The sequence below is a fragment of the Nonomuraea polychroma genome, from assembly GCF_004011505.1.
Taxonomy (GTDB): Bacteria; Actinomycetota; Actinomycetes; order Streptosporangiales; family Streptosporangiaceae; genus Nonomuraea; species Nonomuraea polychroma.
This window is the reverse complement of the sequence record NZ_SAUN01000001.1, coordinates 7,424,965-7,448,150: the sequence shown is the minus strand read 5'-3', so window position 1 is coordinate 7,448,150 and position 23,186 is coordinate 7,424,965. Positions and strand designations below refer to the sequence as shown.

General features: G+C 69.9%; 15 protein-coding genes. 9 read left to right on the top strand and 6 right to left on the bottom strand.

The genetic code is table 11. The features are described from left to right. Nucleotides 1-67: 67 nt before the first annotated feature. Together EDD27_RS33940 and typA are read right to left on the bottom strand one after the other, a co-directional pair. Nucleotides 68-2,596 (bottom strand): hypothetical protein, encoded by a 2,529-nt coding sequence (locus tag EDD27_RS33940; RefSeq protein ID WP_127936020.1) that lies wholly within the window; start codon nucleotides 2,594-2,596, stop codon nucleotides 68-70. A 180-nt stretch (nucleotides 2,597-2,776) separates the two neighbouring features. Further along, entirely contained in the window at nucleotides 2,777-4,627 is a 1,851-nt protein-coding gene (gene typA, locus EDD27_RS33935) for a translational GTPase TypA (RefSeq protein ID WP_127936019.1), read from the bottom strand. Nucleotides 4,628-4,886: 259 nt separating this feature from the next. On the opposite strand from typA, the gene EDD27_RS33930 reads away from it, so the two are divergent. From EDD27_RS33930 to EDD27_RS33910, 5 genes are all read left to right on the top strand, one after another. Beyond that, nucleotides 4,887-5,630, top strand: a complete 744-nt coding sequence (locus EDD27_RS33930; RefSeq protein ID WP_164903907.1) for an AMP-binding protein — start codon at nucleotides 4,887-4,889, stop codon at nucleotides 5,628-5,630. A 171-nt stretch (nucleotides 5,631-5,801) separates the two neighbouring features. After that, nucleotides 5,802-8,216, top strand: a complete 2,415-nt coding sequence (locus EDD27_RS33925) for a LuxR C-terminal-related transcriptional regulator (RefSeq protein ID WP_127936017.1) — start codon at nucleotides 5,802-5,804, stop codon at nucleotides 8,214-8,216. Between the two features lie 56 nt (nucleotides 8,217-8,272). Beyond that, entirely contained in the window at nucleotides 8,273-8,692 is a 420-nt protein-coding gene (locus EDD27_RS33920; protein ID WP_164903906.1) for an AMP-binding protein, read from the top strand. 37 nt (nucleotides 8,693-8,729) lie between these two features. Further along, nucleotides 8,730-11,222 carry a LuxR C-terminal-related transcriptional regulator gene (locus EDD27_RS33915; protein WP_127936015.1) on the top strand — a complete coding sequence of 831 codons (2,493 nt, stop codon included), beginning with the start codon at nucleotides 8,730-8,732 and terminating at the stop codon, nucleotides 11,220-11,222. 10 nt (nucleotides 11,223-11,232) lie between these two features. After that, nucleotides 11,233-11,985, top strand: coding sequence for an alpha/beta hydrolase (locus tag EDD27_RS33910; RefSeq protein WP_241564405.1), 753 nt, complete (start codon nucleotides 11,233-11,235; stop codon nucleotides 11,983-11,985). Nucleotides 11,986-12,181: 196 nt separating this feature from the next. Here the strand turns inward: EDD27_RS33910 and EDD27_RS33905 are convergent, their stop codons facing one another. Together EDD27_RS33905 and EDD27_RS33900 are read right to left on the bottom strand one after the other, a co-directional pair. Then, nucleotides 12,182-13,615: an aldehyde dehydrogenase gene (locus tag EDD27_RS33905; RefSeq protein ID WP_127936014.1), complete on the bottom strand. Its 1,434-nt coding sequence runs from the start codon at nucleotides 13,613-13,615 to the stop codon at nucleotides 12,182-12,184. Nucleotides 13,616-13,808: 193 nt separating this feature from the next. Continuing rightward, on the bottom strand, nucleotides 13,809-16,802 hold the full coding sequence (locus EDD27_RS33900; protein WP_241564404.1) for a M14 family metallopeptidase: 2,994 nt from the start codon (nucleotides 16,800-16,802) through the stop codon (nucleotides 13,809-13,811). 231 nt (nucleotides 16,803-17,033) lie between these two features. Between EDD27_RS33900 and EDD27_RS33895 the strand changes: the two genes are divergently transcribed. Continuing rightward, nucleotides 17,034-17,930, top strand: coding sequence for a VldE C-terminal domain-containing protein (locus EDD27_RS33895; RefSeq protein WP_127936012.1), 897 nt, complete (start codon nucleotides 17,034-17,036; stop codon nucleotides 17,928-17,930). Here the strand turns inward: EDD27_RS33895 and EDD27_RS33890 are convergent. After that, nucleotides 17,912-19,213, bottom strand: coding sequence for a GH1 family beta-glucosidase (locus EDD27_RS33890; RefSeq protein WP_127936011.1), 1,302 nt, complete (start codon nucleotides 19,211-19,213; stop codon nucleotides 17,912-17,914). The two genes, EDD27_RS33895 and EDD27_RS33890, sit on opposite strands and share 19 nt — an antisense overlap. Before the next feature lie 92 nt (nucleotides 19,214-19,305). Here EDD27_RS33890 and EDD27_RS33885 point away from each other — a divergent pair, with 92 nt between their 5' ends. Beyond that, nucleotides 19,306-19,944 (top strand): TetR/AcrR family transcriptional regulator, encoded by a 639-nt coding sequence (locus tag EDD27_RS33885; RefSeq protein ID WP_127936010.1) that lies wholly within the window; start codon nucleotides 19,306-19,308, stop codon nucleotides 19,942-19,944. A 382-nt stretch (nucleotides 19,945-20,326) separates the two neighbouring features. Here the strand turns inward: EDD27_RS33885 and EDD27_RS33880 are convergent, their stop codons facing one another. Further along, a complete protein-coding gene (locus tag EDD27_RS33880; protein WP_127936009.1) occupies nucleotides 20,327-21,250 on the bottom strand; it encodes an aldo/keto reductase in 924 nt (307 codons plus the stop codon). Between the two features lie 81 nt (nucleotides 21,251-21,331). Here EDD27_RS33880 and EDD27_RS33875 point away from each other — a divergent pair, with 81 nt between their 5' ends. Together EDD27_RS33875 and EDD27_RS33870 are read left to right on the top strand one after the other, a co-directional pair. Then, nucleotides 21,332-21,691 (top strand): MerR family transcriptional regulator, encoded by a 360-nt coding sequence (locus tag EDD27_RS33875; protein ID WP_127936008.1) that lies wholly within the window; start codon nucleotides 21,332-21,334, stop codon nucleotides 21,689-21,691. A 36-nt stretch (nucleotides 21,692-21,727) separates the two neighbouring features. Beyond that, nucleotides 21,728-23,179, top strand: coding sequence for a peptidoglycan D,D-transpeptidase FtsI family protein (locus tag EDD27_RS33870; protein WP_127936007.1), 1,452 nt, complete (start codon nucleotides 21,728-21,730; stop codon nucleotides 23,177-23,179). Nucleotides 23,180-23,186 lie beyond the last annotated feature (7 nt).

Genomic DNA, 23,186 nt, shown 5'->3' with positions numbered 1-23,186 from the left:
GCGGTGCGTCGTGCCGGACGGTGCGCGGTGTGGTGTGGGGCCAGGCAGGGGGTGGGGAGGGTGGGCGTCAGCGGGGGAAGGTCATGGTCACCTGCTCGCCCTTCAAGATCCGGTCGACCGTTTGGCCGGCCGCCGACGTCGCCGCCGTCGTCCCCACGGCCAGCACCAAGGCCACGGTCGGCGCCACGAGGCTACGGACACTGCGCAGGTTGCGTACCCGGGCCCATGGCTCGTCGGCCAGGTGCATGATGCGCCACTCCCAGAACAACCCGAGCCCGATGCACACCAGCATGACCTGCCCCACCACGATCCCCACCACCTGCGCCTTGTCCATCGCCCCGATGTCCGGCTCCGCGAGCGTCGACAGATACCCCGACAGTTCGGTCAGCAGAGCGGCGGCCGTGAGGTGCAGGGCCTTGGTCATCGGCTGTGTGCCGCGGATGCGCGGATAGAAGTAGCCGAACAGGAAGCCGAACGCGGGCAAGGTGATCAGGTAGCGGCCGTCGAAGACGAAGGTGGTCAGGTCCACGCCTTCAGGCAGGCCGTACACGAGCGTGAAGGGCAGGCTCAGCAGCAGGCTGACGGTGAAGGCGTGGACGCCGTTGTGCCAGGGCGTGCAGGCGGCGGCCGTGGCGAACGCGGTCTCGGGGTGCCGCCCGTGTGCGCGCAGCGCCGCCTCCACAGCGGTCCGCTGCTGCTCGAAGTCGGTCATCGACAGGTCGCCCGCGCCGATCCTGCCGCGCCCGAAGCGGTAGAGCTCCTGCTCGGCCAGGAGCAGCAGGCGGCGGTGGATGGCCGCCCTGATCAACTGGCGGTGCTGCTCCTGCGTAACAGGTTCGTCCACCACCGCGCGCGGCCCGCTGAGCAGCCACCGGGCTGTCGCCCAGGCGACGATCGAGGTGATCGCCAGCAGCGGCAGCGGCACGTCGATGTCGGCCAGCGTCGTGCTGCCGCTCGGCGTGATGTAGAGCACCATCAGCACGGCGATCATGGTGGACTCGGCGACCGGGTTGCCGATCGCGGACAGGTCTCCGCCGAGCCGCCGCAGCCGCAGGACGAGCATCACGAACCCCAGCAGGAGCAGCCCCAGCACCCCGCGGACGATCGGGTCGAGCGGCAGGCTGCCGATCGCGGGCACCGGCTGGGGTACGGCCAGGCTCCATGACCCGGCGTCCAGCCACTCGGTCGGCCACCCCTGCACCAGCAGGCTGACGAGCACGGCGCCCACGACCGCGCCGCGGCTCCACTGCTTGGTGGCCACGGCAATGGCGGCGATCGGGATCATGGCCCAGCCCAGCGCCAGTACCAGCCGGGTGCTGTCGGGCGGGTACACCCCGTCCAGCAGCGCCCGCAACCACAGCGCCAGCGCCAGCAGCCCGATCGCGGCCTCGGCCGACAACACGGCCAGCCGTACGATCACCAGCCTGACCCCGAGGTCCACGCTGAACGCGATCGCCGACCCGGCCGCCGCGAGTGCCGCCACCGCCCCGCCGGCCAGCAGGGCCTGGCCGGACAGTTGCCCGTGCAGCCACGACCAGCTGAGCATCCCGAGCCCGACCACTACCCCGAGCCCGGTCACGATCAGCAGGTCGCGGGTGTTCCACGGCGGGCTGGTGGGCAGCACCCGTCCGGAGTGCCGCAACACGAGCGCGGGCACGGCCACGAAGAGGATCACGTACGCGATCGCCGACCACTCCTCGGCGAACAGCGGGATCAGCAGCGTGGGCGCGGCCAGCGCGAGCCCCACGACGAGCTCCCTGTTGGGCAGCCGCTCCCACCAGCCCCGGCCGAGCGAGCGCAGCAGGAAGAAGGCGAGCGCGACCGCGGTGAGCACGCCGAGCGCGGTGGCCCAGGAGAAGTCCTCCTCGACGGCCACGTCGGCGAACCCCTGCGAGTCCGGCGCCAGCGTCACGCTCACCGGGTAGGCCCCGACGGCGAACTCGAGCCGCTCCTCCTGCTCCCGCTGCGGCGTGATGCCTTCCTGCCTGAGCACCGTCCACTCGCCGGGCAGAACGGCGATCGTACGTGAGGTGACGATGAGCGGGAAGGCGTTGGGGGCGTTGAAGTCGATCTCGAGCAGTTGCTCCTGCGGCAGCTGGCGCAGCAGCGTCACCGTGAACGTCGCCGTGGTGTCCGCGGTGTCGGAGGTGAGGATCGGAGCCAGGCGCGTCGTGGGCGCGAGTCCGGGGCCGTCCACCTTGACCGCGCCGAACGCGGCGTCCGTGACCTGCTGGAGCGTCCCGGGGAACCCGCTGCCATGGCGCAACGCCTCGGTGAGCGGGTCCTCGTGGGCCATCTGCAGCCGGTGCACGACGGTGACCTTGACCTGGCGCTGCCGGGGGTCGATCCGCCCTTCGGGCACCGACTCCAGGTCGTCCGTGTCCGCCCTGGTGAGCAGGACCTCGGTGGTGGCCTTGCGGGCCCAGCCGACGTCGGGGTCGGCACGGGCGGCGGCGGCCACCCACGGGTTGGGCGCCGGCGTGCTCTTAAGCGTCGCAGGGCCCGCTACCGGTCTGGCCGCAACGGTGCACCAAACGATCGCCCCCAACGACACCAGCGCCAGCCCGAACGCGATTGTCAGCCGGAGCTTTCCCACAATTTGGATGATTCTCCGGCGTGCAAGAATGTTCTATCGCATTCGGTCACGGTGTGATTACAGCTGCTCCCATAACAGCTTTTCTTTACGACGTGACACGGGAGCAGCCGCCGATGGGGACCGTCCTTTACTTTCCAGGCTTACCCGGTGCCGTGCTTTGCTCGGCAAAAAGCAAAAACTTCACGCGCGCTTGGCGCGGGCGGCGGCGCGACCGCGGGTGGCGGCGTCGAGCACGACCTTGCGGATGCGTACGGCATCCGGAGTGACCTCCACGCACTCGTCCTCACGGATGAATTCGAGCGCCTGCTCCAGCGACAACACGCGCGGCGGGATCACCTTCTCCGTCTCCTCGGAGGTGGAGGAGCGCATGTTGGTGAGCTTCTTCTCCTTGGTGATGTTGACGTCCATGTCGTCGGACCGGGAGTTCTCACCGATGATCATGCCTTCGTAGACCTCGGTGGTGGGGGAGACGAACAGGGTGCCGCGCTCCTGCAGGTTGAGCATGGCGAACGCGGTCACGGGACCGGACCGGTCGGCCACCAGCGAGCCGCTCGCACGGGTGCGCAGCTCGCCGAACCACGGCTCGTACGAGTCGAACACGTGGTGCACCAGGCCGGTGCCGCGCGTCTCGGTCAGGAATTCGGTACGGAAGCCGATCAGGCCGCGCGCCGGCACCACGAACTCCATCCGGATCCAGCCGGTGCCGTGGTTCGTCATGTGCTCCATGCGGCCCTTGCGCACGGCCAGCAGCTGCGTCACCGCGCCGAGGTATTCCTCGGGGCAGTCGACCGTGAGCCGCTCGACGGGCTCGTGCACCTTGCCGTCGATGTCCTTGGTGACCACCTGCGGCTTGCCGACGGTCAGCTCGTAGCCCTCGCGGCGCATCTGCTCGACGAGGATGGCCAGCGCCAGCTCGCCACGGCCCTGCACCTCCCAGGCGTCGGGCCGCTCGGTCGGCAGCACGCGCAGTGACACGTTGCCGACCAGCTCCTTCTCAAGGCGGTCCTTGACCATGCGGGCGGTGACCTTGGCGCCCTTGGTCTTGCCCACCAGTGGCGAGGTGTTGGTGCCGATCGTCATCGAGATGGCCGGCTCGTCCACCGTGATCAGCGGCAGCGGGCGCGGGTCCTCCGGGTCGGCCAGCGTCTCGCCGATCATGATCTCGGGGATGCCGGCGATGGCGATGATGTCGCCGGGGCCCGCCTCCTCGGCCGGCTTGCGCTCCAGCGCCTCGGTCATGAGCAGCTCGGTGATCTTGACTCTCTGGATCGTGCCGTCGGTGCGGCACCAGGCCACCTGCTGGCCCTTGCGCATGACACCCTGGTGGATGCGGCAGAGCGCGATGCGGCCGAGGTAGGAGGACGCGTCGAGGTTGGTCACGTGGGCCTGCAGCGGGGCGCTCGGGTCGTACATCGGCGCCGGGATGGTCGACTTGATGATGTCGAACAGTGGCTCCAGGTCCTCCGAGTCGGGCATGCCGCCGTCGTCGGGGCGGTTCATCGAGGCCCGGCCGGCCTTCGCGGAGGCGTAGACGATCGGGAAGTCGATCTGCTCCTCGGTGGCGTCGAGATCCATGAACAGCTCGTAGACCTCGTCCACGACGTCCTTGATGCGGGCGTCGGGGCGGTCGACCTTGTTGATGCAGAGGATGACCGGCATCTTCGCGGACAGCGCCTTGCGCAGCACGAAGCGGGTCTGCGGCAGCGGACCCTCCGAGGCGTCCACCAGCAGCACGACGCCGTCGACCATGGACAGCCCGCGCTCGACCTCGCCACCGAAGTCGGCGTGGCCGGGGGTGTCGATGATGTTGATGGTCATGCCGCCGTGCTGGACTGCGGTGTTCTTCGCGAGAATGGTGATGCCCTTCTCGCGCTCCAGGTCGTTGGAGTCCATGACGCGGTCGTCGACATCCTGATTGGCGCGGAAAGCCCCGGACTGCCAGAGCATGGCGTCGACCAGCGTGGTCTTGCCATGGTCGACGTGCGCGATGATCGCGATGTTCCGCAGGTCGTCGCGGCTGTTCAAAGGCATGATGACGTCTCGCTCTGTGTCGTGGGGCCGCCGCGCGAAGTCGCGACCGTATAAGTCTAGTTGATCCCCTCTGATGGCCAGAGCGGCGCGAGGTGACGGCGAGCGTAAGTGTGAGTGTCGATCCGGTCGGCCCGGCGTGCCTGGCCACGTCGTCCATGGTCAACCGGCGGCTCAGGCGCGGCGCTCTGGCCTGCAGCTACATAGCGGGTTGCACAATTGTACGCATGGCAAGTCCTGGCCCGGTCCTTACATTGTCGGCATGACGTGGACAGAGCTGGTTATGACGTCGGCGCCGACGAAAGGTGACCAGCCCGCGGTGAGCGACGTCAGGACCGGTGAGGTGTTGTCGTACGCCGCGTTCGTGCGCCGCGTCACGCGCGCCGCGGCGGGCCTGCGCCGCAACGGCCTCCAGCAGGGCGAGCACGTGATCGTCGACGTTTCGCTCGGTGTGTCTCTGCCTGTCGTGGTCCACTCCGTCGCCTGGGCCGGCGGGGTCTCGATGCTCGCGTCCACCGGCAAGGCCCGCATGATGATCACATCGCGCGACTACGACCCGCTCGCCGTGCAGGTGGACCGGGTCTTCTCCGTCCGGCCGGGGCCGGGCGTCAGGCCGTTCGGCGAGCTGTTGCTCAGCAAGGGCGTGGAGTTCGGGCCGCTCGCGGGGCCGGCGGTCACGCTCGACGGCGTGCGCGTGTTCGACCACATCGAGCTGGCCGGCGACCTGCGCAGGCTGGCCGCCCGCCTGGCGATCGGCAAGGACGACGTCGTGATCAGCGCGGTCAGCGAGCCGTTCACGGGCCTGCGGGTGATGGATCTGGCGATGATGGCCGGCGCCCACGTGGTGCTCGCCCACGACCCGAGCGTGATCGCGTGCCGCGTGCTGGCAGAGGAGCGCAGGGCCACCATGATCGTCGCACCGTACGATCTGGCCAGACGCCTGCTCGGCGACCCCATCCTGCGCGTCGTGGACGAGAGAGCGGTCGTGAGCTCGCTCGGCCTGTGAAAGGCCGGAGCTCGCTCGGCCTGTGACAGGCCCTTCCTGAGGCCCTTCACGTCCGGGAGGGCCACCTCTGAGGCTCTCACGGTAGCGGGCTCCCTCATGAGCATCGTGAGCTTCGCCGGGCTGTGTAACACTGTGCAAAAGGGTGATCCTTCAACGACGCAGGGTGACCGCATGCCAGAGCCCCCCAGGCACAATCTCCCCGCAGAGCCCAACCGGTTCGTCGGCCGCGAACGCGACCTCGAAGACCTCGGCGGGCTGTTCGGTCAGGCGCGCGTCGTGACCCTGTGCGGCGTCGGCGGCATCGGCAAGACCCGGCTGGCCCTGCGGGTCGCCGCGGGGCTGCTGCCGAGCTTCGCCGACGGAGTCTGGCTGATCGAGATGGCCAGGCTCGGCCGCGCCGAGCTCGTCGTGCCGGAGATCGCCCGCGTCCTGCGGATCCGCGCGGAGGCCAACCGGCCGCTGCTCGACACCGTGACGGCCAGGCTGCGCGACCTGCGCTGCCTGCTGGTGCTCGACAACTGCGAGCACCTGATCGACGTGTGCGCCGAGGTGACGGCCGGCCTGGTGGCCTCGTGCCCGCGGCTGAGCGTCATGGCCACCAGCAGGGAGCCGCTGCGCATCGCCAGCGAGCTGATCTGGCGGGTGCCGCCGCTCGACCTGCCCGACGCCGAGAGCGCCGATGCCGAGTCCGTCCAGCTGTTCCTGGACCGGGCGGCGGCCGCGGGCACCCGCCTCGGGCCGGACAGCCTGCCTGATGTCGTACGCCTGTGCCGGGCGCTCGACGGGCTGCCGCTGGCGCTGGAGCTGGCGGCGGCCCGCACCAGCCTGCTCAATCCCGGGCAGATCGCCGACCGCATCGACGATCGTTTCTCGCTGCTCACCACGGGCGGCCGTACCGCCCCCGCCCGGCAACGCACGCTGCTGGCGGCCGTCGAGTGGAGCTACGACCTGCTGTCGACCAAGGAGCAGGTGCTGCTGCGCCGGTTGTCGGCGTTCGCCGGCGCCTTCGATCTGGAGCTGGCCGAGCAGGTCTGCGCCGATCAGCCCCTCTCACCCGCGGAGATCGTCGACCTGCTCGGGAGCCTCGTCGACAAGTCGCTCGTGTTGTGCGACGAGAGCCGCACGCGCTACTGGCTGCTGGAGACGATCAAGCGCTACGCGGTCGATCGCCTCCAGCAGGCCGGGGAGCGCGAGCTCCTCCGCGAGCGGCACCTTCGCGTGCTCTGCGAGTTGCAGGCACGCCACTTCGTGACCGAGATGATCGAGCAGGGCGTGCCGTGGCCCGCGCGGCTGCGTGCCCTGACCGCGGGCAGGAACCTGCTCGACGACCAGCGGGCGGCGCTCGACTGGGCCGTCGAGTCCGGGAACGTGTCACTGGGTCTGCGCCTCTGCGCCACCAGCATCGGGCTGCTGCGGGCCGGCGGCCTGACGGAGATCGTCAGCTGGACCGAGCGGCTGCTCTCGCTCGATCTTTCCCGCGTGCCCGCCGAGCAGATCGCGTACGTCAAGGCGTACCTCGCCTATGGCTTGACGGCGCGTGACGAGCTGGGCCGCGCGCTGGAGGTGGCCGAGGAGAGCCTGGCCGGCATGTCGCCGGCCCACCAGTTCCCGCGCTGCGTCATGCTCAACATCATCGTGACGGTGCTGCTTCGCATGGGCCGGGCCGACGAGGCGCTGGGCTACGCGGAGGAGAGCCTGGCCATCGCCACCCGCTGCGGCGACGCGTGGAACCAGGCCGTGGGGCTGGCCGGGCTGTCGGCGGTGGCTCTGATGCGCGGCCGGTTGCGGGAGGCGCAGCGGCACGGCGAAGAGGCGCTCGCCCGGGCCCGCGAGCACGGCCACCGCTGGATCATGGCCAGGACCGCGGCCCAGCTCGGCGCGGTGGCCGAGGCCCGCGGTGACCTGGTCGCGGCCGAGAGTCACTACGCGATGGCCGTCCCGTGGCTGCGCGAGCTGGGGGGCGACGTCGACCTCGGGCGCTGCCTGGCCAGGACGGGCCGGATCGCGGCGATGCTGCACGACTTCGGCGCCGCCAGGGAGCGGCTGGCCGCGAGCCTCGCGCTGAGCAGGGAGGCCGGGCAACGCCAGGGTGTGGCCCGCTGTCTCGTGGGGTTGTCAGTGCTGGCGGAGCAGGAAGGGGACCTGGAGGGCGCCGTGCTGGCCGCCGCGGCGGCGTCCGCGCTACGCGAGTCCATCGGGCAACATTCGGCCACGACCAGGATCGAGGAGCTGCTCGGCAGGGCCCGTGCCAAGCTGGGCGAGGGCCGCGCCATGTCGCTGTGGTCGCGGGGCCGGGTGATGAGCCCCGACGACGCCGCCCGCCACGTGCTGGAGGGCGAACGTGCGGCGCCCGAGAGGCCGGCGGCCGCCGCGCCCGTCAAACCCTCGCTGCTGACCGCCCGCGAGCAGGAGATCGCCGGCCTGCTCACCCGTGGCCTGTCCAACAGGGCCATCGCGGAAGAGCTGGTGATCAGCCCGGCCACGGTCGCCCGGCATATCGCCAACATCATGGAAAAGCTGGGCTACTCCTCCCGCGCGCAGATCGCGGTGTGGGCCGCAGAACATTCTTCGAATTCTTCTGCATAGGCATCTGCATATTCCGCCCCATGTACGCACGAGACGCCCTCCCTACCGTGGGCGGCATGGATGAGCGCATCGTCATCGTGGACTCCGACACGGGCCTGAGGCTCACCGAGGAGCAACTGGACGAGAGGTCCGCCGTCGCGATCATCCAGCTGCGGCGCAGGGGCGTGCGGGCGGGCGACACCGTGCTCATCTGCCTGCCGGTCGGTCCTGACCTGCTCGTGGCGGCCGACGCCGTGATCGCGGTGGGCGGTGTGGCCTGGCCGGTGCCCACCGAGCTCGACCCGTACGCACTTCATGAGCGCATCGAGGCCAGCCGGGCCCGCGTGCTGATCTCCGACCTCCCGCACGCGCTGGAGGCGGCGGAGGAGTCCCGGGTCCGGATCGTCATGGGCGCCGCAGACCTCAGCATGTATCCGAACAGTCGCGGACTCTCCACGGAAAGTGATCGCATCCAGCCTTTGGACGGGGGAGGATAAGGGGGAAGGTGATCCCCTCGCGACCACTTGGGCTTACATGACCGCGCACAACCTCCCAGCCGAGCCCAACCGCTTCGTCGGACGCGCGCGCGACGTGGCCGAGCTCAGCGCGCTCGTCCGGCAGCATCGGGTGGTCACGCTGTGCGGAGTGGGCGGCATCGGGAAGACCCGCCTGTCGCTGCGTGTGGCGGCGCGGGCGGTGCCCTGGTTCGCCGACGGTGTGTGGCTGGTCGAGCTGGGCCGCATCGGCGACCCCGAGCTGATCGTCAACGAGATGGCCGAGGTGCTCGGCGTCCGCGACGAGATCCCCGGCCGGCTCCTCGACGGCCTGCGCGTACGCCTGCGCGAGGCCAGGGCGCTGATCCTCCTGGACAACTGCGAGCACCTGGTGGAGCGCTGCGCGCAACTGGTCGCCGGCCTGATCGCCGAGTGCCCGTGGTTGCGGTTCCTGCTCACCAGCCGCGAGCCGCTGCGGATCCCGGGCGAGCTGGTGTGGCGGGTGCCGCCGCTCGAGCTGCCCGACGAGCACCATCAGGACGCCGAGTCCGTGCTGCTCTTCGTCGAACGGGCGGCGGCGGCCGGCGCCCGCGAGGTGACCGCGAGCATGGAGGACGTCGTACGCCTGTGCCGCGCGCTCGACGGCCTGCCGCTGGCGCTGGAGCTGGCGGCGGCCCGCACCAGCCTGCTGAGCCCGGGCCGCATCGCCGACCGCCTCGGCAACCGGTTCGGCCTGCTCACCACCGGCGACCGCACCGCGCCGCCCCGGCAGCGCACCCTCCTGGCGACCGTCGAGTGGAGCCACGACCTGCTCCAGCCCAAGGAACGCGTGTTGTTGCGCCGGTTGTCGGTGTTCGCCGGCCTGTTCGATCTCGGCCTGGCCGAGCGGGTGTGCGCCGACGGCGGCATCCTGCGCAAGGCGGAGCTGCTCGACCTGCTCAGCGGCCTGGTGGACAAGTCGCTCGTGCTCCACCACGACGCCGGCGGCGGCTACCGGATGCTGGAGACCATCAGGCAATACGCCGCCGAGCGGCTGTCCGAGGCCGGTGAGGACGCCCGGCTGCGCGCCCGCCACCTGCGGGTGATCTGCGAGGAGATGGAGCGCTGCTACGAGGGGGGCTCCCTGGATCGGCGGATGCCGTGGAGCAAGCGGTTCCCGCATTTCGCCAGGGGCCGCGGCCTGCTCGACGACTGCCGCATCGCGGTGGACTGGGCGGTGGAGTCCCGTGATCCGGTGCTCGGCCTGCGCCTGGCCCGCGCGGCCCTGTCGATCCTGGCCGTACGCGGCGACCTGGGGGAGAGTGTCGGCTGGCACGAGCGGCTGCTCGCGCTGGACCTGTCCGGGGTGCCGGGTGACCTGATCGCGGTGGCCAAGGGTGGACTGGCGTACGGGCTGGAGCTCTGCGACGAGCTGGGCCGCGCCGAGGAGCTCATTGTGCAGGCCGTGGAGGAGCAGAAGAGACACCCGTACACACACTGGCTGGGCATCTCGTACGGCGTGGCGCTGACCGTGTTCTTCCGCACCGGGCGGAGCGAGCGCGCGCTGCCTTACCTGGAGGAGCTGGAGGCCGCGGCCGAAGCCCACGACGATCTGTTCAATCTGGCCACGGCCCGGATCGCGCAGCTCAACCTGGCGCTGTTCCGCGGGCAGGTGCGTTACGCGCGCCGCCGCGGCGAGGAGGCGCTCGCCCTGGGCAGGGAGTCCGGGCACCACTGGACGCAGGCCAGGGCGCTGACCCACCTCGGCGCGGTGGACGAGGCCGACGGCGACCTGGAGGCGGCCATGGCGCACCACATGGCCGCCCTGTCGCTGCTTGAGGACATGGACAACCGGGTCGAGCTGGCCCGCTGCCACGCCAAGATCGGCCGGGTGGCGGCCGGGCTCGGCGACTACGCCGCCGCCCGCCGCCACGTGGCCGCCGGACTGGCCTTGAGCAGGCAGAGCGGGCAGCGCCGCGGGATCCTGCGCACGCTCATGGCCCTCGCCGCGCTCGCCCAGGCGCAGGGCGACCTCGAGGGCGCGGTGCTGGCCGCGGCGGCGGGCACCGCGCTGCGCGAGTCCATCGGCCAGTACGGCACGCCCGGCCGGGTGCAGCAGCTGCTGGCGCCCGCCCGGGCCCGGCTCGGCGAGGGCCGGGTGGCGCTGCTGTGGTCCAGGGGCGTGGACAGCCCGCCCGAGGACGTCGCCGCGCGGGTGCTCGCTGGCGACACCGCCGCCGTGCCGCCGCTTCGGTGGCCCGCGGCGACGGGCTCGGAGACCGCTGCCTCGCCCCCGTCGGGGCTCGCCGGCCCGCGGTACTACGGGCTGACCTCCAGGGAGCAGGAGATCGCCGCATTGCTCACCCGCGGGCTGAGCAACCGGATGATCGCGCTGGAGCTCATGATCAGCCCGGCGACGGTGGCCAAGCACGTCGCCAACATCATGGAGAAGCTGGGCTTCACCTCACGCGCCCAGATCGCGGTGTGGGCGGCCGAGCACGGGCTCGATGCCGAGGAGAAGGCCGCGCGTGAGGCGGGCATCGAGCGAGCATAAGCTCGTATTCATGCCTTTCGCGCCCAACTTCCCCGTCATGCTCCGGACCGAGGACGGGATTCGCATCGACGCCGCCCACACTCCGTCTGCAAGGACAGACCTGGGGATCGTGGTGGCGCACGGCTTCACCGGGTCGTGGCGGGAGCGGCCGGCGCGCCGCATCGTGCACGTGCTCAGCGGGTACGGCGGCGTGATCGCCTTCGACTTCCGCGGCCACGGCCGCTCCGGCGGCGAGTCCACCGTGGGCGACCAGGAGATCCTTGACGTGGAGGCGGCCGTCAGGCACGCCCGTGTGGTGGGCTACTCGAAGATCGCGGTCGTGGGCTTCTCCATGGGTGCGGCGGTGGGCGTGCGGCACGCGGGCCTGCGTGGCGGGGTGGACGCGGTGGTGGCGGTGAGCGGCCCCGCCCGCTGGTACTACCGGGGCACCAAGCCGATGCGGCAGGTGCACTGGGCCATCGAGCAGCCCTTCGGGCGGTGGGCGGCCAGGGTGGCCAAGCGCACGAGGATCGCCCGCGGCCGGTGGGACCCGATCCCGATGCCGCCCCACGAGGCCGCCGCGCTCATCTCCCCGGCCCCTTTGCTGATCGTGCACGGCGACGCCGACGCGTTCTTCCCGCTGGAGCACGCCCATCAGTTGTACGCCGGCGCGCGCGAGCCCAAAGAGCTCTGGATCGAGCCCGGATACGGCCACGCCGAGACCGCGGCGACCCCCGCACTCATCCGCAGAATCGGCAAATGGATCTCTTCGAACTTTTCATGAGTAAAACACGTCTACCTAGAGCGGATGGAAGGAAACCGCCGGGAGAAAGTCCCTGGGGAAGGAAACCGTCGATGCGGTGGACGTGGGACATACTTCAGTAGTCGGGCGGTCGCCCAGCGTCGCGGGGGCGCGCTGGGTGGCATCCTGCACGAGGGCCCCGCGACACATCGCGCGGGGCCCCGGGCAGGACTCCTCCTTAGCCCAGACGGGCGATCGACTTGTACTCGAGGTAACCCTGCAGGCCCTCCGGCCCCAGTTCGCGGCCGATGCCGCTGGCCTTGTAGCCGCCGAAGGGCGCGTTGGTCTCCAGCATGAAGCAGTTGACGCCGTAGGTGCCGGTGCGCACCTGGCGCGCCACCTCCATGCCGCGTTCGGTGTCGCCCGTCCACACCGTGCCCGCCAGGCCGTAGTCGCTGTCGTTGGCGATCCTGACGGCGTCCGCCTCGTCCTCGTACGGGATCACGGCCAGGACCGGGCCGAAGATCTCCTCGCGGGCGATGCGCATGTCGTTGGTGACGCCGGCGAAGACGGTGGGGGAGACGTACCAGCCGCGGTCGTGCGGCCGGTCGAGGCCGCCGACGACGACCTTGGCGCCCTCGTCCATGCCGATCTTGATGTATCCCTCGACTCTCTCCTGCTGCCGTTGGGCCACGAGCGGGCCGATGCCGGTGGCCGGGTCGGCGGGGTCGCCGACGGGCTGGGAGTTGACCATGTTGGCGACCGCCTCGACGACCTCGTCGTAGCGGTTGCGCGAGGCCAGGATGCGAGTCTGCGCCACGCATGCCTGCCCGTTGTTCATGAGCGAGGCCATCGACAGGAAGCCCATGCTGGCGGCCAGGTCGGCGTCGTCCAGGATGATCGCGGCCGACTTGCCGCCCAGCTCCAGGCTGACCCGCTTGAGCTGCTCGCCGCAGATGGCGCCGATGCGGCGGCCCGCCGCGGTGGACCCGGTGAAGGCCACCTTGTCCACGCCCGGGTGCGAGATCAGGTGCTCGCCGACCTCGCGTCCTGCGGCCACGATGTTGAGCACGCCGGCGGGCACGCCTGCCTCGGCCACCCACTCGGCCAGCAGGTACGCGTCCAGCGGCGTCTCCGGCGCCGGCTTGAGCACGACCGTGCAGCCGGCCAGCAGCGCGGGCGCGAGCTTGGTCATCGTGACGAACTGCGGGACGTTCCACGGCACCACGGCCGCCACCACGCCCACGGGCTCGCGTCGCACCGTGACCGGGCCGAACAGCCCGGGCCGCTGCTCCTCCTGCTCGTACGTCTTGCCCAGCTCGGCGTAGTACTGCAGCATGCCGAGCGGCTGCGGCGCCTGCGCGAGGTTGGAGAACGTGATCGGCGAGCCCATTTCCTCCGTGATGAGCTGGGCCATCTCGCCCTGCCGCTCGTTGTAGATCGCGGCCAGCCTGCCGATGACCTCGGCCCGCTCGGCGAACGTCATCCGCGGCCACGGCCCGTGGTCGAACGCCTCACGGGCGGCCGCCACCGCGCGTTCCATGTCCGCGGCCGTGCCTTCCGGCACCCGGCCGACGACCTCCTCGGTGTGCGGTGAGACGACGTCGATCGTTCCCGTGCCCGCCGGGGCCACCCATTCGCCCCCGATGAACAGCGTGTCGTGCTGGCGCATGTCGTGAGCCTCCTGCTGTGTTTTCCCGATCAACCAACCCTGTATCCCAACCAACCGACCCCGGCCGACCTCCCGGCGACCTCCCGGCCTAATGCTTGCTTGTTCGCGGGATGTCCCAAGCCGACCGAACCATGTTCTGTCCGTGCACGCAAGAGGGGCGCGGCACCAGCGTGCCGCGCCCCTCAGTAACGGCTCAGCGAGGATCGCCGAGCAGGTGCAGCATGGACCGCTTGATCAGGTCCGTACGTGTCGCCTGGTCGGTGATGCTCTCAGCGCCGAAGCCGAGGTAGACGGTGTCCTTGGTGACGATGCCGCCGCCTTCCTCGAAGACTTGGTCGGTGCGGAACCAGTTGTTGATCGACGTTGAGGTGCCCCCGGGCGGCGCCCCGACGGTCCAGCCGCCGAGGTCGGACTCGAACGAGGTCTCCTCGGCCGTCGCGCCGTCCAGCGTGACCTTGAAGTCGTCGAGGAAGACGCCCGCGCCCTGGGTGGCCCAGTCGCTGATGTAGGAGATGGACAGCTCGACCTGCTTGCCCGCGTACGGGGTCAGGTCGATCTTCCACTGCTGCCAGCCGGCCGAGTTGCCCGAGGCCGCGTGCCACGAGCCGGAAGTGCCGGTCGGCTCGCAGTTGACGCCCTGGTAGCGCTGGGTGAACGGGTGGATCGTGCGCCAGCCGCCGCTGCTCTCGGTCAGGCAGCTGTCGCCGGTCTCCTGGGTGGTGTGCCCGTTGGCGTCCGGCAGCGTGGTCCAGTCGTCGCCGCCGGCCGTGCGGGCCTCCACGGTCAGGAAGTCCCAGGCGGCCTCGGTGTCGTACGACGTCCAGAACGACAGGTCGCCGCTCGTCTTGCCGGTCAGGTCGATGGTCTTGGTCAGCCGCTTCCACGAGACGTCGGCGATGCCGCTGTAGACGTCCCACGCGCCGGTGTGCGGGTCGAACGGGCCGCCCGGGCGTACCCACTTGACCTGGGCGGAGCTTTCGAACAGCGGGAACTGCTGCGCGGGAAGGATCGCCGAGGTCGCCACGAACGAGTTGGTGTGGCTGGGCTCCAGCGTGGCGTTGAAGCCGTCGAACCTGCCGCCGTTGCCGGTCAGCGGGTACGGCTGCCCGGTGTCGTGGTCGGTGCCCGCGTCGTCGAAGAAGACGTAGGCGCCCAGGTAGTACTGCTGGAAGTCGTTGAACACCGGGATGCACGGCGGGTCGTCGGCCACGGTGCACTCGGACTGCGCGGGCTGGTCCGGCTCGTAGTAGTACGCGCCGTTGTTGTTGGCCGCGTACGACGCGAACTTGCCGGCGTGCAGCAGCTTGCCGCCCTCGTTGAGGTAGTCGCGCACGGCAAGCTCGGTGTCCACGCCGCCCTTGGACGTGGTTCCCGGCACCTGGCCGGTCGAGCGCGGGATGATGTCGTCGCCGGTCTCCCACACCACGGCCTTGTAGTGGCTGAGCACGCCCAGCGGGTGCGGGGCCTTGCGGCCCATCTTGTCCATGTCGTACACGTCCGAGGTGTAGCCGGCCGCCGTCAGCGCCGCGGCGTACTCGTCGGCGTACTTGGCCTCGGTCACGCCCTGGACGGGGCTGATGCCGGTGACGTCCTCCGTGGCCAGCACCAGCACCTGGCCGCCGATGTCCGCGGCGACGGTGTAGGTGAAGTCGGCGCACTTCTTCCCGATCGAGGTGAACCAGACCTTCACCTTGTCGCCGGGCTCGGTGCCGGTGATCTTGCCGCGCATCCAGTGGTAGTAGCGGTTGTAGCCCTTGCCGTAGCGCTCGCCGCCCTTCCACTCGCCGGTCAGCACGGTCTTGGTGCGTCCGCCGTTGACCTGGTAGTTCAGGAAGACAGGGCCGAGCTTGCGCTTGGCGTTGACCTGGACGACCTGGTCCTTTCCGTGGCTGACCTCGAACGGGTCGAGCACGAAGTCGGGGGTCTTGTTGCCCAGGTGGCTCACCGGCTCGGCCGGGTTGACCGCCGACTTGGCGACGTCGAGCGCGAACGGCAGGTTCTTCTCGAACTCCGCCTGCACCAGGGCCTCGGCGTCGGGGAAGACGAAGCCGCAGCCGTCGCAGCCCTCGTTCAGCTCCGGCGTCCACGACAGCGTGCCGTGCTGGAAGTGTGCCTGGTCATTGGTGTCGCCGTTGGTGGTGTAGAGCTCGGCGCCGAGGTCCGGGTCGAACCCGGGGACGGCGGGCTTGTCGTCGGTGCCGGTGAGCGCCTCGTAGATCGGGTTGTCGGCCGTCTCCGTGGCGATCTGGAAGCCGATCGGGTAGAGCAGCAGCGGGCCGTAGGAGTGGTAGTTCAGCTGCATCTCGAACCCGACGCGCTTGAGCAGGCCGTCCATGGCCTTGGTCTCCGGCTCGCTGGCCGGGCCCGAGCCGCGGTAGGTGTCGCTGCTCGTGACGCTCGACGAGCCCTCTTCGTCGTAGTGGAAGTTCGTGGGGAAGTTTCGGTTCGGGTCGACGCCGTCGCCGATTGTGATCTTGCCGTCGCCGTTGTTGTCACGCAGGTTCTTGCGCCACAGGCGGTTGCCTTCGGTGAACGTGAAGTCGTAGCCGTCGGGGTTGGCCACCGGCACGAACCACAACTCGGTCTTGTTGAGCAGGTCCTTGAGTGCGGTCTTGTTCGCGATCACGTACTTGAGCAGCCGCATGTCGACCTCGGTGGTGATCCACTCGCGGGCGTGCTGCGTGGCGGAGAAGAGGGTGGACGGCTTGAGGCCGTCGGGAAGCACCCGCGCGCCGGTGGTCACCTTGGCGGCCAGGATGTCCTTGCCCTGCACGGACTTGCCGATGGACTGGAGCTTGACGATGTCCTTGTTGGCGTTCGCGATGGCCTTGAGCTGGTCGGCGATGCCGCCGGGCTCGGAGTAGGACTTCCAGACGGTGTAGCCGCCGCTCGCCTGCGCTTTGGCGGCCTGCAACTGGGTCTGGCCCTGGGGGTTGCGTACGGGCTCGGGTTTGTAGCCGAGCTTCTTCAGCCCGGCCAGGTCCGCCTGCGCGGCGGTCAGTTCCACGTGCTCCTTGTCGCCCTTGGTCTCGTGCTGGACGACGTCGAAGCCCTTCTCCCTGAGTGTCTGGCTGGTGCCTGGCGTGCTCTCGAGCTGGTAGAGCTCTATCTGATCGCTGGGCGGCAGCGGGTCCGCGGACGATGGGGTGGCGATGGCCACGAGTGAGGTGCCTAAGCCGAGGATCACGGCTGCGGCGAGAGTTGTTGATCGAGACAACGGTCTGCCCCTTCGCAGAGACGGAGTTCGATCCATCTCAGACCGTTGGAGCGATCTAAGCAAGACCTAAGTTTTAGATCCCCGTTAACTACGGCAAAGTGTGCTAAACCTCGCCAAAGGTGCGGCAGTTCCGTCGTTCGGATGACAGGGATCAAGATCATCTTCTATAGTTTCGGTCCGTCTATGAGGGGAGGGACGGGTGTGAGAATCTGGCGGTTCGCCGTTCTTGTCGCCGTCCTCTCCGGCCTGCTCGGACTTCACTCGCCGCAGCCGGCGTCGGCCGATCCCAGCCCCGCTGAGCTGCGTAAGCTCACCAAGCAGGCGGCCCGGCTCAACGAGCTCTACCGGGGCCAGATCCAGAGCCTGGAGGAGATCAGGATCCAGGCCAAGAGGGCCACCGACACCTCGAGCGATCTCCAGGCCCGGCTCGCGGCCGCTCAGGCGGACGTGGGACGCATCGCTCAGACCGCGTACATGGTGGGTCCGCTCGACGGCATCCAGCTTCTCGGCATGAAGGCCCAGCCGCACCAGATCCTGGGCCAGGCGGCCAACATGGCCTACATGGCCACCGAGCGGACCGAGCGCGTCAAAAGCATCCAGAGCCTGATCGAGAAGTCCAAAGAGGCCAAGCTCAACGCCAACGACAAGATCGAGAAGCTGAAGAAGGAGATCAAGACCCTGCAGAGCAAGCGCGACGAGATCCAGCGCCTGCTCAACAAGTACGGTTTCCAGCAGCCCGGCGGGGCGGAGGGCCTGACTCAGCGCATGATCACGGTACGCGCCGAGATCATGCAGAACTTCCCCATGAAGTACGGCGTCGGCTGCCTGCGCCCCGGCGACCCCGGCGAGCACGGCAAGGGCCGGGCCTGCGACTTCATGATGTCGCGAGGCGGCACCATGGCCGCCGGGGCCGACGCCGCCAACGGTGACGCCCTGTCCGACTGGCTCATCAAGAACGGCCCCAGGCTCGGCGTGATGTACATCATCTGGAAGCAGCGTTACTACGACATCCGCTCAGGGGGCGGCTGGGATCCGATGTCGGACCGCGGCGGGGTCACCGCCAACCACTACGACCACGTTCACGTGTCGGTGTTCTGACGCTCCAGGAAACCCTTCAGCCAGGCGTAGGACGCCTTCGGGGTGCGGCGCTGGGTGGCGAAGTCCACGTGCACCAGGCCGAAGCGCTGGTGGTAACCCTCGGCCCACTCGAAGTTGTCCAGCAGGGACCAGACGAAGTAGCCGCGTACGTCCACGCCCTCTTCCATGGCCTGCCGCATCGCGGCGATGTGGCTCTCCAGGAACGCGATGCGGGCCTGGTCGTCGACCGTGACCGTGTCGTCGTTCGAGCAGCCGTTCTCGGTGATGAGGATGGGCGGGAGCGCGGCGCCGTACCTGGCCTTGAGGCCGGTGAGGAGCTCGCGCAGGCCGTCGGGGACGATCGGCCAGCCGAACGCCGTCGTGGGGTAGCCGGTGATGCCGGCGTCCGCGAAGGGGAGTCCTCCGGAGGTCGGGGCGGCGATGCGGGTGGGGTTGTAGTAGTTGACGCCCAGGGCGTCCAGGGGGGTGGCGATGACGTCGAGGTCGCCGTCGCGGACGACGTCCAGGGTCGGGACGTAAGCCGATAGATCTGGATATTTCCCCAGAAGGATGGGGTCGTTGAACAGGCGGTTGTGCAGGATGTCGTAGGCCTCGGCGGCCCTCAGGTCGGGCTCCCGCTGGGAGGCCGGCCAGACGGGCGTGCAGTTGTTCGTGATGGCGACCTGGGCCACGCCCGCGGCTCTCAGCGCCCGCACGGCCAGGCCGTGGGCCAGGAGCTGATGGTGCGCGGCCGGCAGCGCGCCGGTCAGCAGGGCCTCGCCGGGGGCGTGCACGCCCATGGCGTAGCCGAAGGCCATGTGCACGAACGGCTCGTTCAGGGTGATCCACAGGGGAACGCGGTCGGCGAGGCGGTGGGCGACGGTGGCGGCGTACTCGGCGAACATTTCCGATATTTCGCGATTCAGCCACCCGCCGCGATCCTGCAGCGCCTGCGGCAGGTCCCAGTGGAACAACGTGGGCACCGGCTGGATGCCCGCCTCCAGCAGGGCGTCCACGAGCCGTTCGTAGAAGTCGAGGCCTTTGGCGTTCGCCGGGCGCGCACCGAGAGGCTGGACGCGGGGCCAGGCGATGGAGAACCGGTAGGCGTTCACGCCGAGGCCGGACATGAGGGCGACGTCCTCGCGCCAGCGGTGGTAGTGGTCGCACGCCACGTCCCCGGTGTGGCCGTCTCTGGTGCGGCCGGGCTCGTGGGCGAACGTGTCCCAGATGGAGACGCCTCTGCCGTCCTCGGTGACAGCGCCCTCGATCTGGTAAGCGGCGGTGGCCGTACCCCAAAGGAACATGCCGCGCTCCCTGTATAGATGTGAGTGATGCTCATGTTATCTGAATCCCAAGAGACTCCCTGTACCTCCTGGTAATACGTCAGGATGGGAACATGACGAGTATCTTGCGCCGCCGTCCCGCCCAGCGTCGCAGCGTGGAGCGGGTGGAGCGGATGCTCGACGAGTGCGCGCTGCTGCTCGACGAGGTTGGATACGAGGGGCTGACCACGAAAGAGGTGGCGCGCCGGGCCGAGGTGCCGATCGGCACGTTTTACCAGTTCTTCCGCGACAAGCAGGGGCTGGTGCGCGCGCTGGCGCTGCGCAACCTCGACGCGTTCCTCGAGCGGATCACCGAGCGCATCGCCACGGCCGATCTCGGGCACTGGACCGACCTGGTCGACCTGGCCATCGACGAGTTCGTCGACATGAAGCGCACCACGCCGGGGTTCGCGGTCATGGACTTCGGCGAGGTGCTCACCGCGCCGGGCGGGCCGGCGATCCCGGGCACCAATCGGGCGCTCGACGGGTCGAAGGACAACAACGCGATCGTGGCCGACCGGTTGCGTGCCCTCACGATGGACGTGCTGGACGCCCCGGCGGGGCCGGGGCTCGATCGGGCGCTGGTGGTGGCGGTCGAGGCCACGGACGCGGTGCTCAAACTCGCCTTTCGCGTCGACCCCCGAGGCGACGCGGCGCTGATCGCCGAGTGCAAACAACTGGTCCGCCGCTACCTCGCCGACCACCTCCCCTAACCCACCGCCCCGGCCTCGGTGGCCGACACGCCGTGTCGGTCATGCGACGCGCTCTCGCCATGCGGTGTCGTCTCGGCATGAGCGCCCGGCTCTCGCCACGTGACGTGAGGCCGCCTCGGCCAGGCCGTGCTCCGTTGGCGGGGCCGTGCTGCGTCGGCCACGCCATGCCGCGCCGGGTCAGCCGTGTCTCGCCGGGGCGGCCATGGGGCGCCGTCCCGGGCCGGCGGGCCGTGGCGGGGCCCGAGACGGCACGTGGCGGGGGACGCATGCCCGGCCTGGGCGATCGCTCCAGGGCTGGGTCCGCCAGCGGTGTGACGCGGCGGCGGCCGGGACGGCGGGTCGGCGTGGAGGGCGGTGGGAGGACGTGGTGGCGGGGCGGCGGTCAGGCCGGGGTGTCCAGGCGGGCGCGCAGGTCGGGGTCCAGCTTGAGGTCGGCGGCGCCGATGGCCTCCTCCACCTGGGCCATCGTCGAGACGCCGACGATCGGGACGATGCCGTCGGCCATCATCCACGCCAGGACCACCTGGTTCGCCGTCGCGCCGAGCTCGTTCGCCACGTCATGAAGCACGGCCAGCCGCCGGGTGGTGCCCGGGTGGTCGTAGATCTCCGAGATCGGCCGATCAGGGCGCGTGTAGGCGCCGAACATCAGCGTGTTGTACGCCCACAAGGTCATGTCCTGCTCGGCGGCCAGATAGTCCAGCAGCTCGTCCGTCACCAGCCTGTGCCCCGCCTCCGCGGGCTTGGTGAGCGGCCGCGGCCGCAGGTACGTGTGCCGCAGCTGCACGTACGTGTACGGCATCCACCCCCGTGCCAACGAGATGTTCCTGCCCCGGTCCAGCCGCCAGGTGGCGACGTTGCTCGCCCCCAGGGCGCGCACCTTGCCCTGCACGGCCAGCTCGTTGAACGCCCCCAGAGTCTCCTCCAGCGGCACGGACCGGTCCTCGATGTGCGCCCAGTACAGGTCGACGTAGTCGGTCCCCAGCCTCTGGAGGCTGCCTTCCGCGGCCCTGGCGATGGCGGGCGCCGACAGACCCTCTGCGGAGTCCAGGGTTCTGTCGCCGGGGACGGTGGGCCGCGCCCCGGCCTTCGTGCTGATGAAGATCTCGTCCCGGTTGCCGCGGGCGGCCATCCAGGCGCCGATGGCCTGCTCGCTCTCGTCGCCGGTGCAGCCCTCCACCCAGAAGGGGTAGTTGTTGGCCGTGTCGAGCATGGTGCCGCCGGCCTCGTGGAAGCGGTCCAGGATGGCGAAGGTGTCCTTCAGATCGACGCCGGTGCCGAAGTGAATGGTGCCGAGTGCGATGTTCATGGCCCCGACTGTGTGACCTGGAGTGCGCTCCAGGTCAAGCGGGTTGACCTGGAGCGCACTCCAGGTGGGAAACTAGAGGCCGTGACGGTGTATACGCCTGCGGAAGCGGTCGAGGAGACCGGCTTCAGTCTCGACACTTTGCGGTATTACGAGAAGATCGGCCTGCTGGAGCGTGTCGACAGGAACGCGGCAGGTCAGCGCAGGTTCAGCCAGAACGACATCGGCTGGCTGGGCATGCTGCGCTGCCTGCGCGACACGGGCATGCCGATCGCCACGATGTTGCGCTTCGCCGAGCTCGTCCGCGCGGGGGACCACACGATCCCGGACCGGATCAAGCTCCTGGAGGAGCACGACAGCCAGGTTCAGGCGCAGATCAACAACCTGGCCGAGCGGCAGCGCTATATTCACAACAAGATCTCCTACTACCGCAGCGTCATGTAATACCGCCTTTGCCCTCCGGCCGATAAACCAAGATCCATGGCCGGATCGAAGGGCGGGCCGATCAACAGGTCGCTGGGCCACGTCGCCATGGCCGGCGCGGCGATGTTGTTCCTGCTGCTGGGGCACATCACGATCGTGCAGGCGTTCGGCTCCCAGGCGCTCAACGCCGACCGCAGGAACGAGCGGCCGTTGATCGCCAGGTTCGGCCATCCGCGCGGCGACATCCTGACCTACGACGGCACGGCCATCGCCACGAGCCGCCCGGCCGGCGGAGGGCCGTACCTCTACCAGCGGGTCTACCGGCACGGCGAGCTCTACGCGCCGGTCACGGGCCACCTGGCGCTCTACCGCTCCACCGGCATCGAGCGGGCGCAGAACGCGGTGTTGTCCGGCGACGACGCCAAGGTCAAGGTCAGGTCGCTGGTCCGGGACGGCACCGCCGAAGGTGCCGACGTCCGGCTGACGATCAGCGATCGGGCGCAGTGGGCGGCGTACCAGAGTCTCAAGGCGACGGGCGTGCCCGGGGCGGCGGTGGCGATCGACCCGGCGACCGGCGCGATCCTGGCGCTGGCCTCGTACCCGTCCTACGACCCGAACGCCTTCACCACCTTCGACCGCACCCGGCTGGTCGAGACGGCGCGGCGGTTGCGGCGGGCGCCCGGGCAGCCGCTGCTGAACCGGGCGCTGCATCGGGCCTATCCGCCGGGGTCCACGTTCAAGCTGGTCACCACGGCCGCGGCGCTGGCCTCCGGCGAGTACGAGCCGGACAGCCTGGTCAACGCGCCGGCACGGCTGCCGCTCCCGGGGAGCTCCTCGAGCGTCCGCAACGATCGCGGCTGCCGCGACACCCGCCCGACCCTTTTGTACGCCTTCCAGGCCTCCTGCGACACGGCGTTCGCCACCATCGGGCTGCAGCTCGGTCAGGACATCCTGCGGGACCAGGCGGAGGCGTTCGGGTTCAACGCGGAGAACCTGGCGATCCCGGTGGCCACGACGCCGAGCAGGTTTCCTTCCGCCATGAATCGCGCCCAGACGGCTCTGGCGGCCATCGGGCTCCACGCCGACAGGGCCACGCCGCTGATGATCGCCATGTTGTCGGCCGCCGTGGCCAACGACGGGGTGCTGATGCGGCCGTACCTGGTGGAGGAGGTACGCCTGCCGGACGGCTCCGTCATCAACCGCGCCGGGCCCACGCCGTACCGCAGGGCGGTGCCGGCCACGCTGGCCAAGCACCTGGCGGCGATGATGACGACGGTGACCCACGCGGGCGGCACCGGAACAGGCGTGGCCATCCCCGGCGTGGAGGTGGCCGCCAAGACCGCCACGTCGCGGGCGGTCCCCGGCGCGGAGGACAACGCGCTGGTCACCGCCTTCGCTCCGGCGGACAAACCCGAGGTGGCGGTCGGGGTGGTGCTGGAGCGGCCGGGCGCACGCGCCGCCGACGTGGCGTCGATCGCGCGGGCCGTGATCGAGGCCGTCCTGGCGTGAGCGCCGG

What these genes read in the sequence shown, in the direction of transcription:
- EDD27_RS33890 (WP_127936011.1), bottom strand. Translation starts at nt 19,213, where the DNA reads ATGTTCCTTTGGGGTACGGCCACCGCCGCTTACCAGATCGAGGGCGCT.
- EDD27_RS33925 (WP_127936017.1), top strand. Translation starts at nt 5,802, where the DNA reads ATGCCAGAGCCCCCCAGGCACAATCTCCCCGCAGAGCCCAACCGGTTC.
- EDD27_RS33880 (WP_127936009.1), bottom strand. Translation starts at nt 21,250, where the DNA reads ATGAACATCGCACTCGGCACCATTCACTTCGGCACCGGCGTCGATCTG.
- EDD27_RS33905 (WP_127936014.1), bottom strand. Translation starts at nt 13,615, where the DNA reads ATGCGCCAGCACGACACGCTGTTCATCGGGGGCGAATGGGTGGCCCCG.
- EDD27_RS33920 (WP_164903906.1), top strand. Translation starts at nt 8,273, where the DNA reads ATGGATGAGCGCATCGTCATCGTGGACTCCGACACGGGCCTGAGGCTC.
- EDD27_RS33870 (WP_127936007.1), top strand. Translation starts at nt 21,728, where the DNA reads ATGGCCGGATCGAAGGGCGGGCCGATCAACAGGTCGCTGGGCCACGTC.
- EDD27_RS33930 (WP_164903907.1), top strand. Translation starts at nt 4,887, where the DNA reads ATGACGTGGACAGAGCTGGTTATGACGTCGGCGCCGACGAAAGGTGAC.
- EDD27_RS33910 (WP_241564405.1), top strand. Translation starts at nt 11,233, where the DNA reads ATGCCTTTCGCGCCCAACTTCCCCGTCATGCTCCGGACCGAGGACGGG.
- typA (WP_127936019.1), bottom strand. Translation starts at nt 4,627, where the DNA reads ATGCCTTTGAACAGCCGCGACGACCTGCGGAACATCGCGATCATCGCG.
- EDD27_RS33885 (WP_127936010.1), top strand. Translation starts at nt 19,306, where the DNA reads ATGACGAGTATCTTGCGCCGCCGTCCCGCCCAGCGTCGCAGCGTGGAG.
- EDD27_RS33915 (WP_127936015.1), top strand. Translation starts at nt 8,730, where the DNA reads ATGACCGCGCACAACCTCCCAGCCGAGCCCAACCGCTTCGTCGGACGC.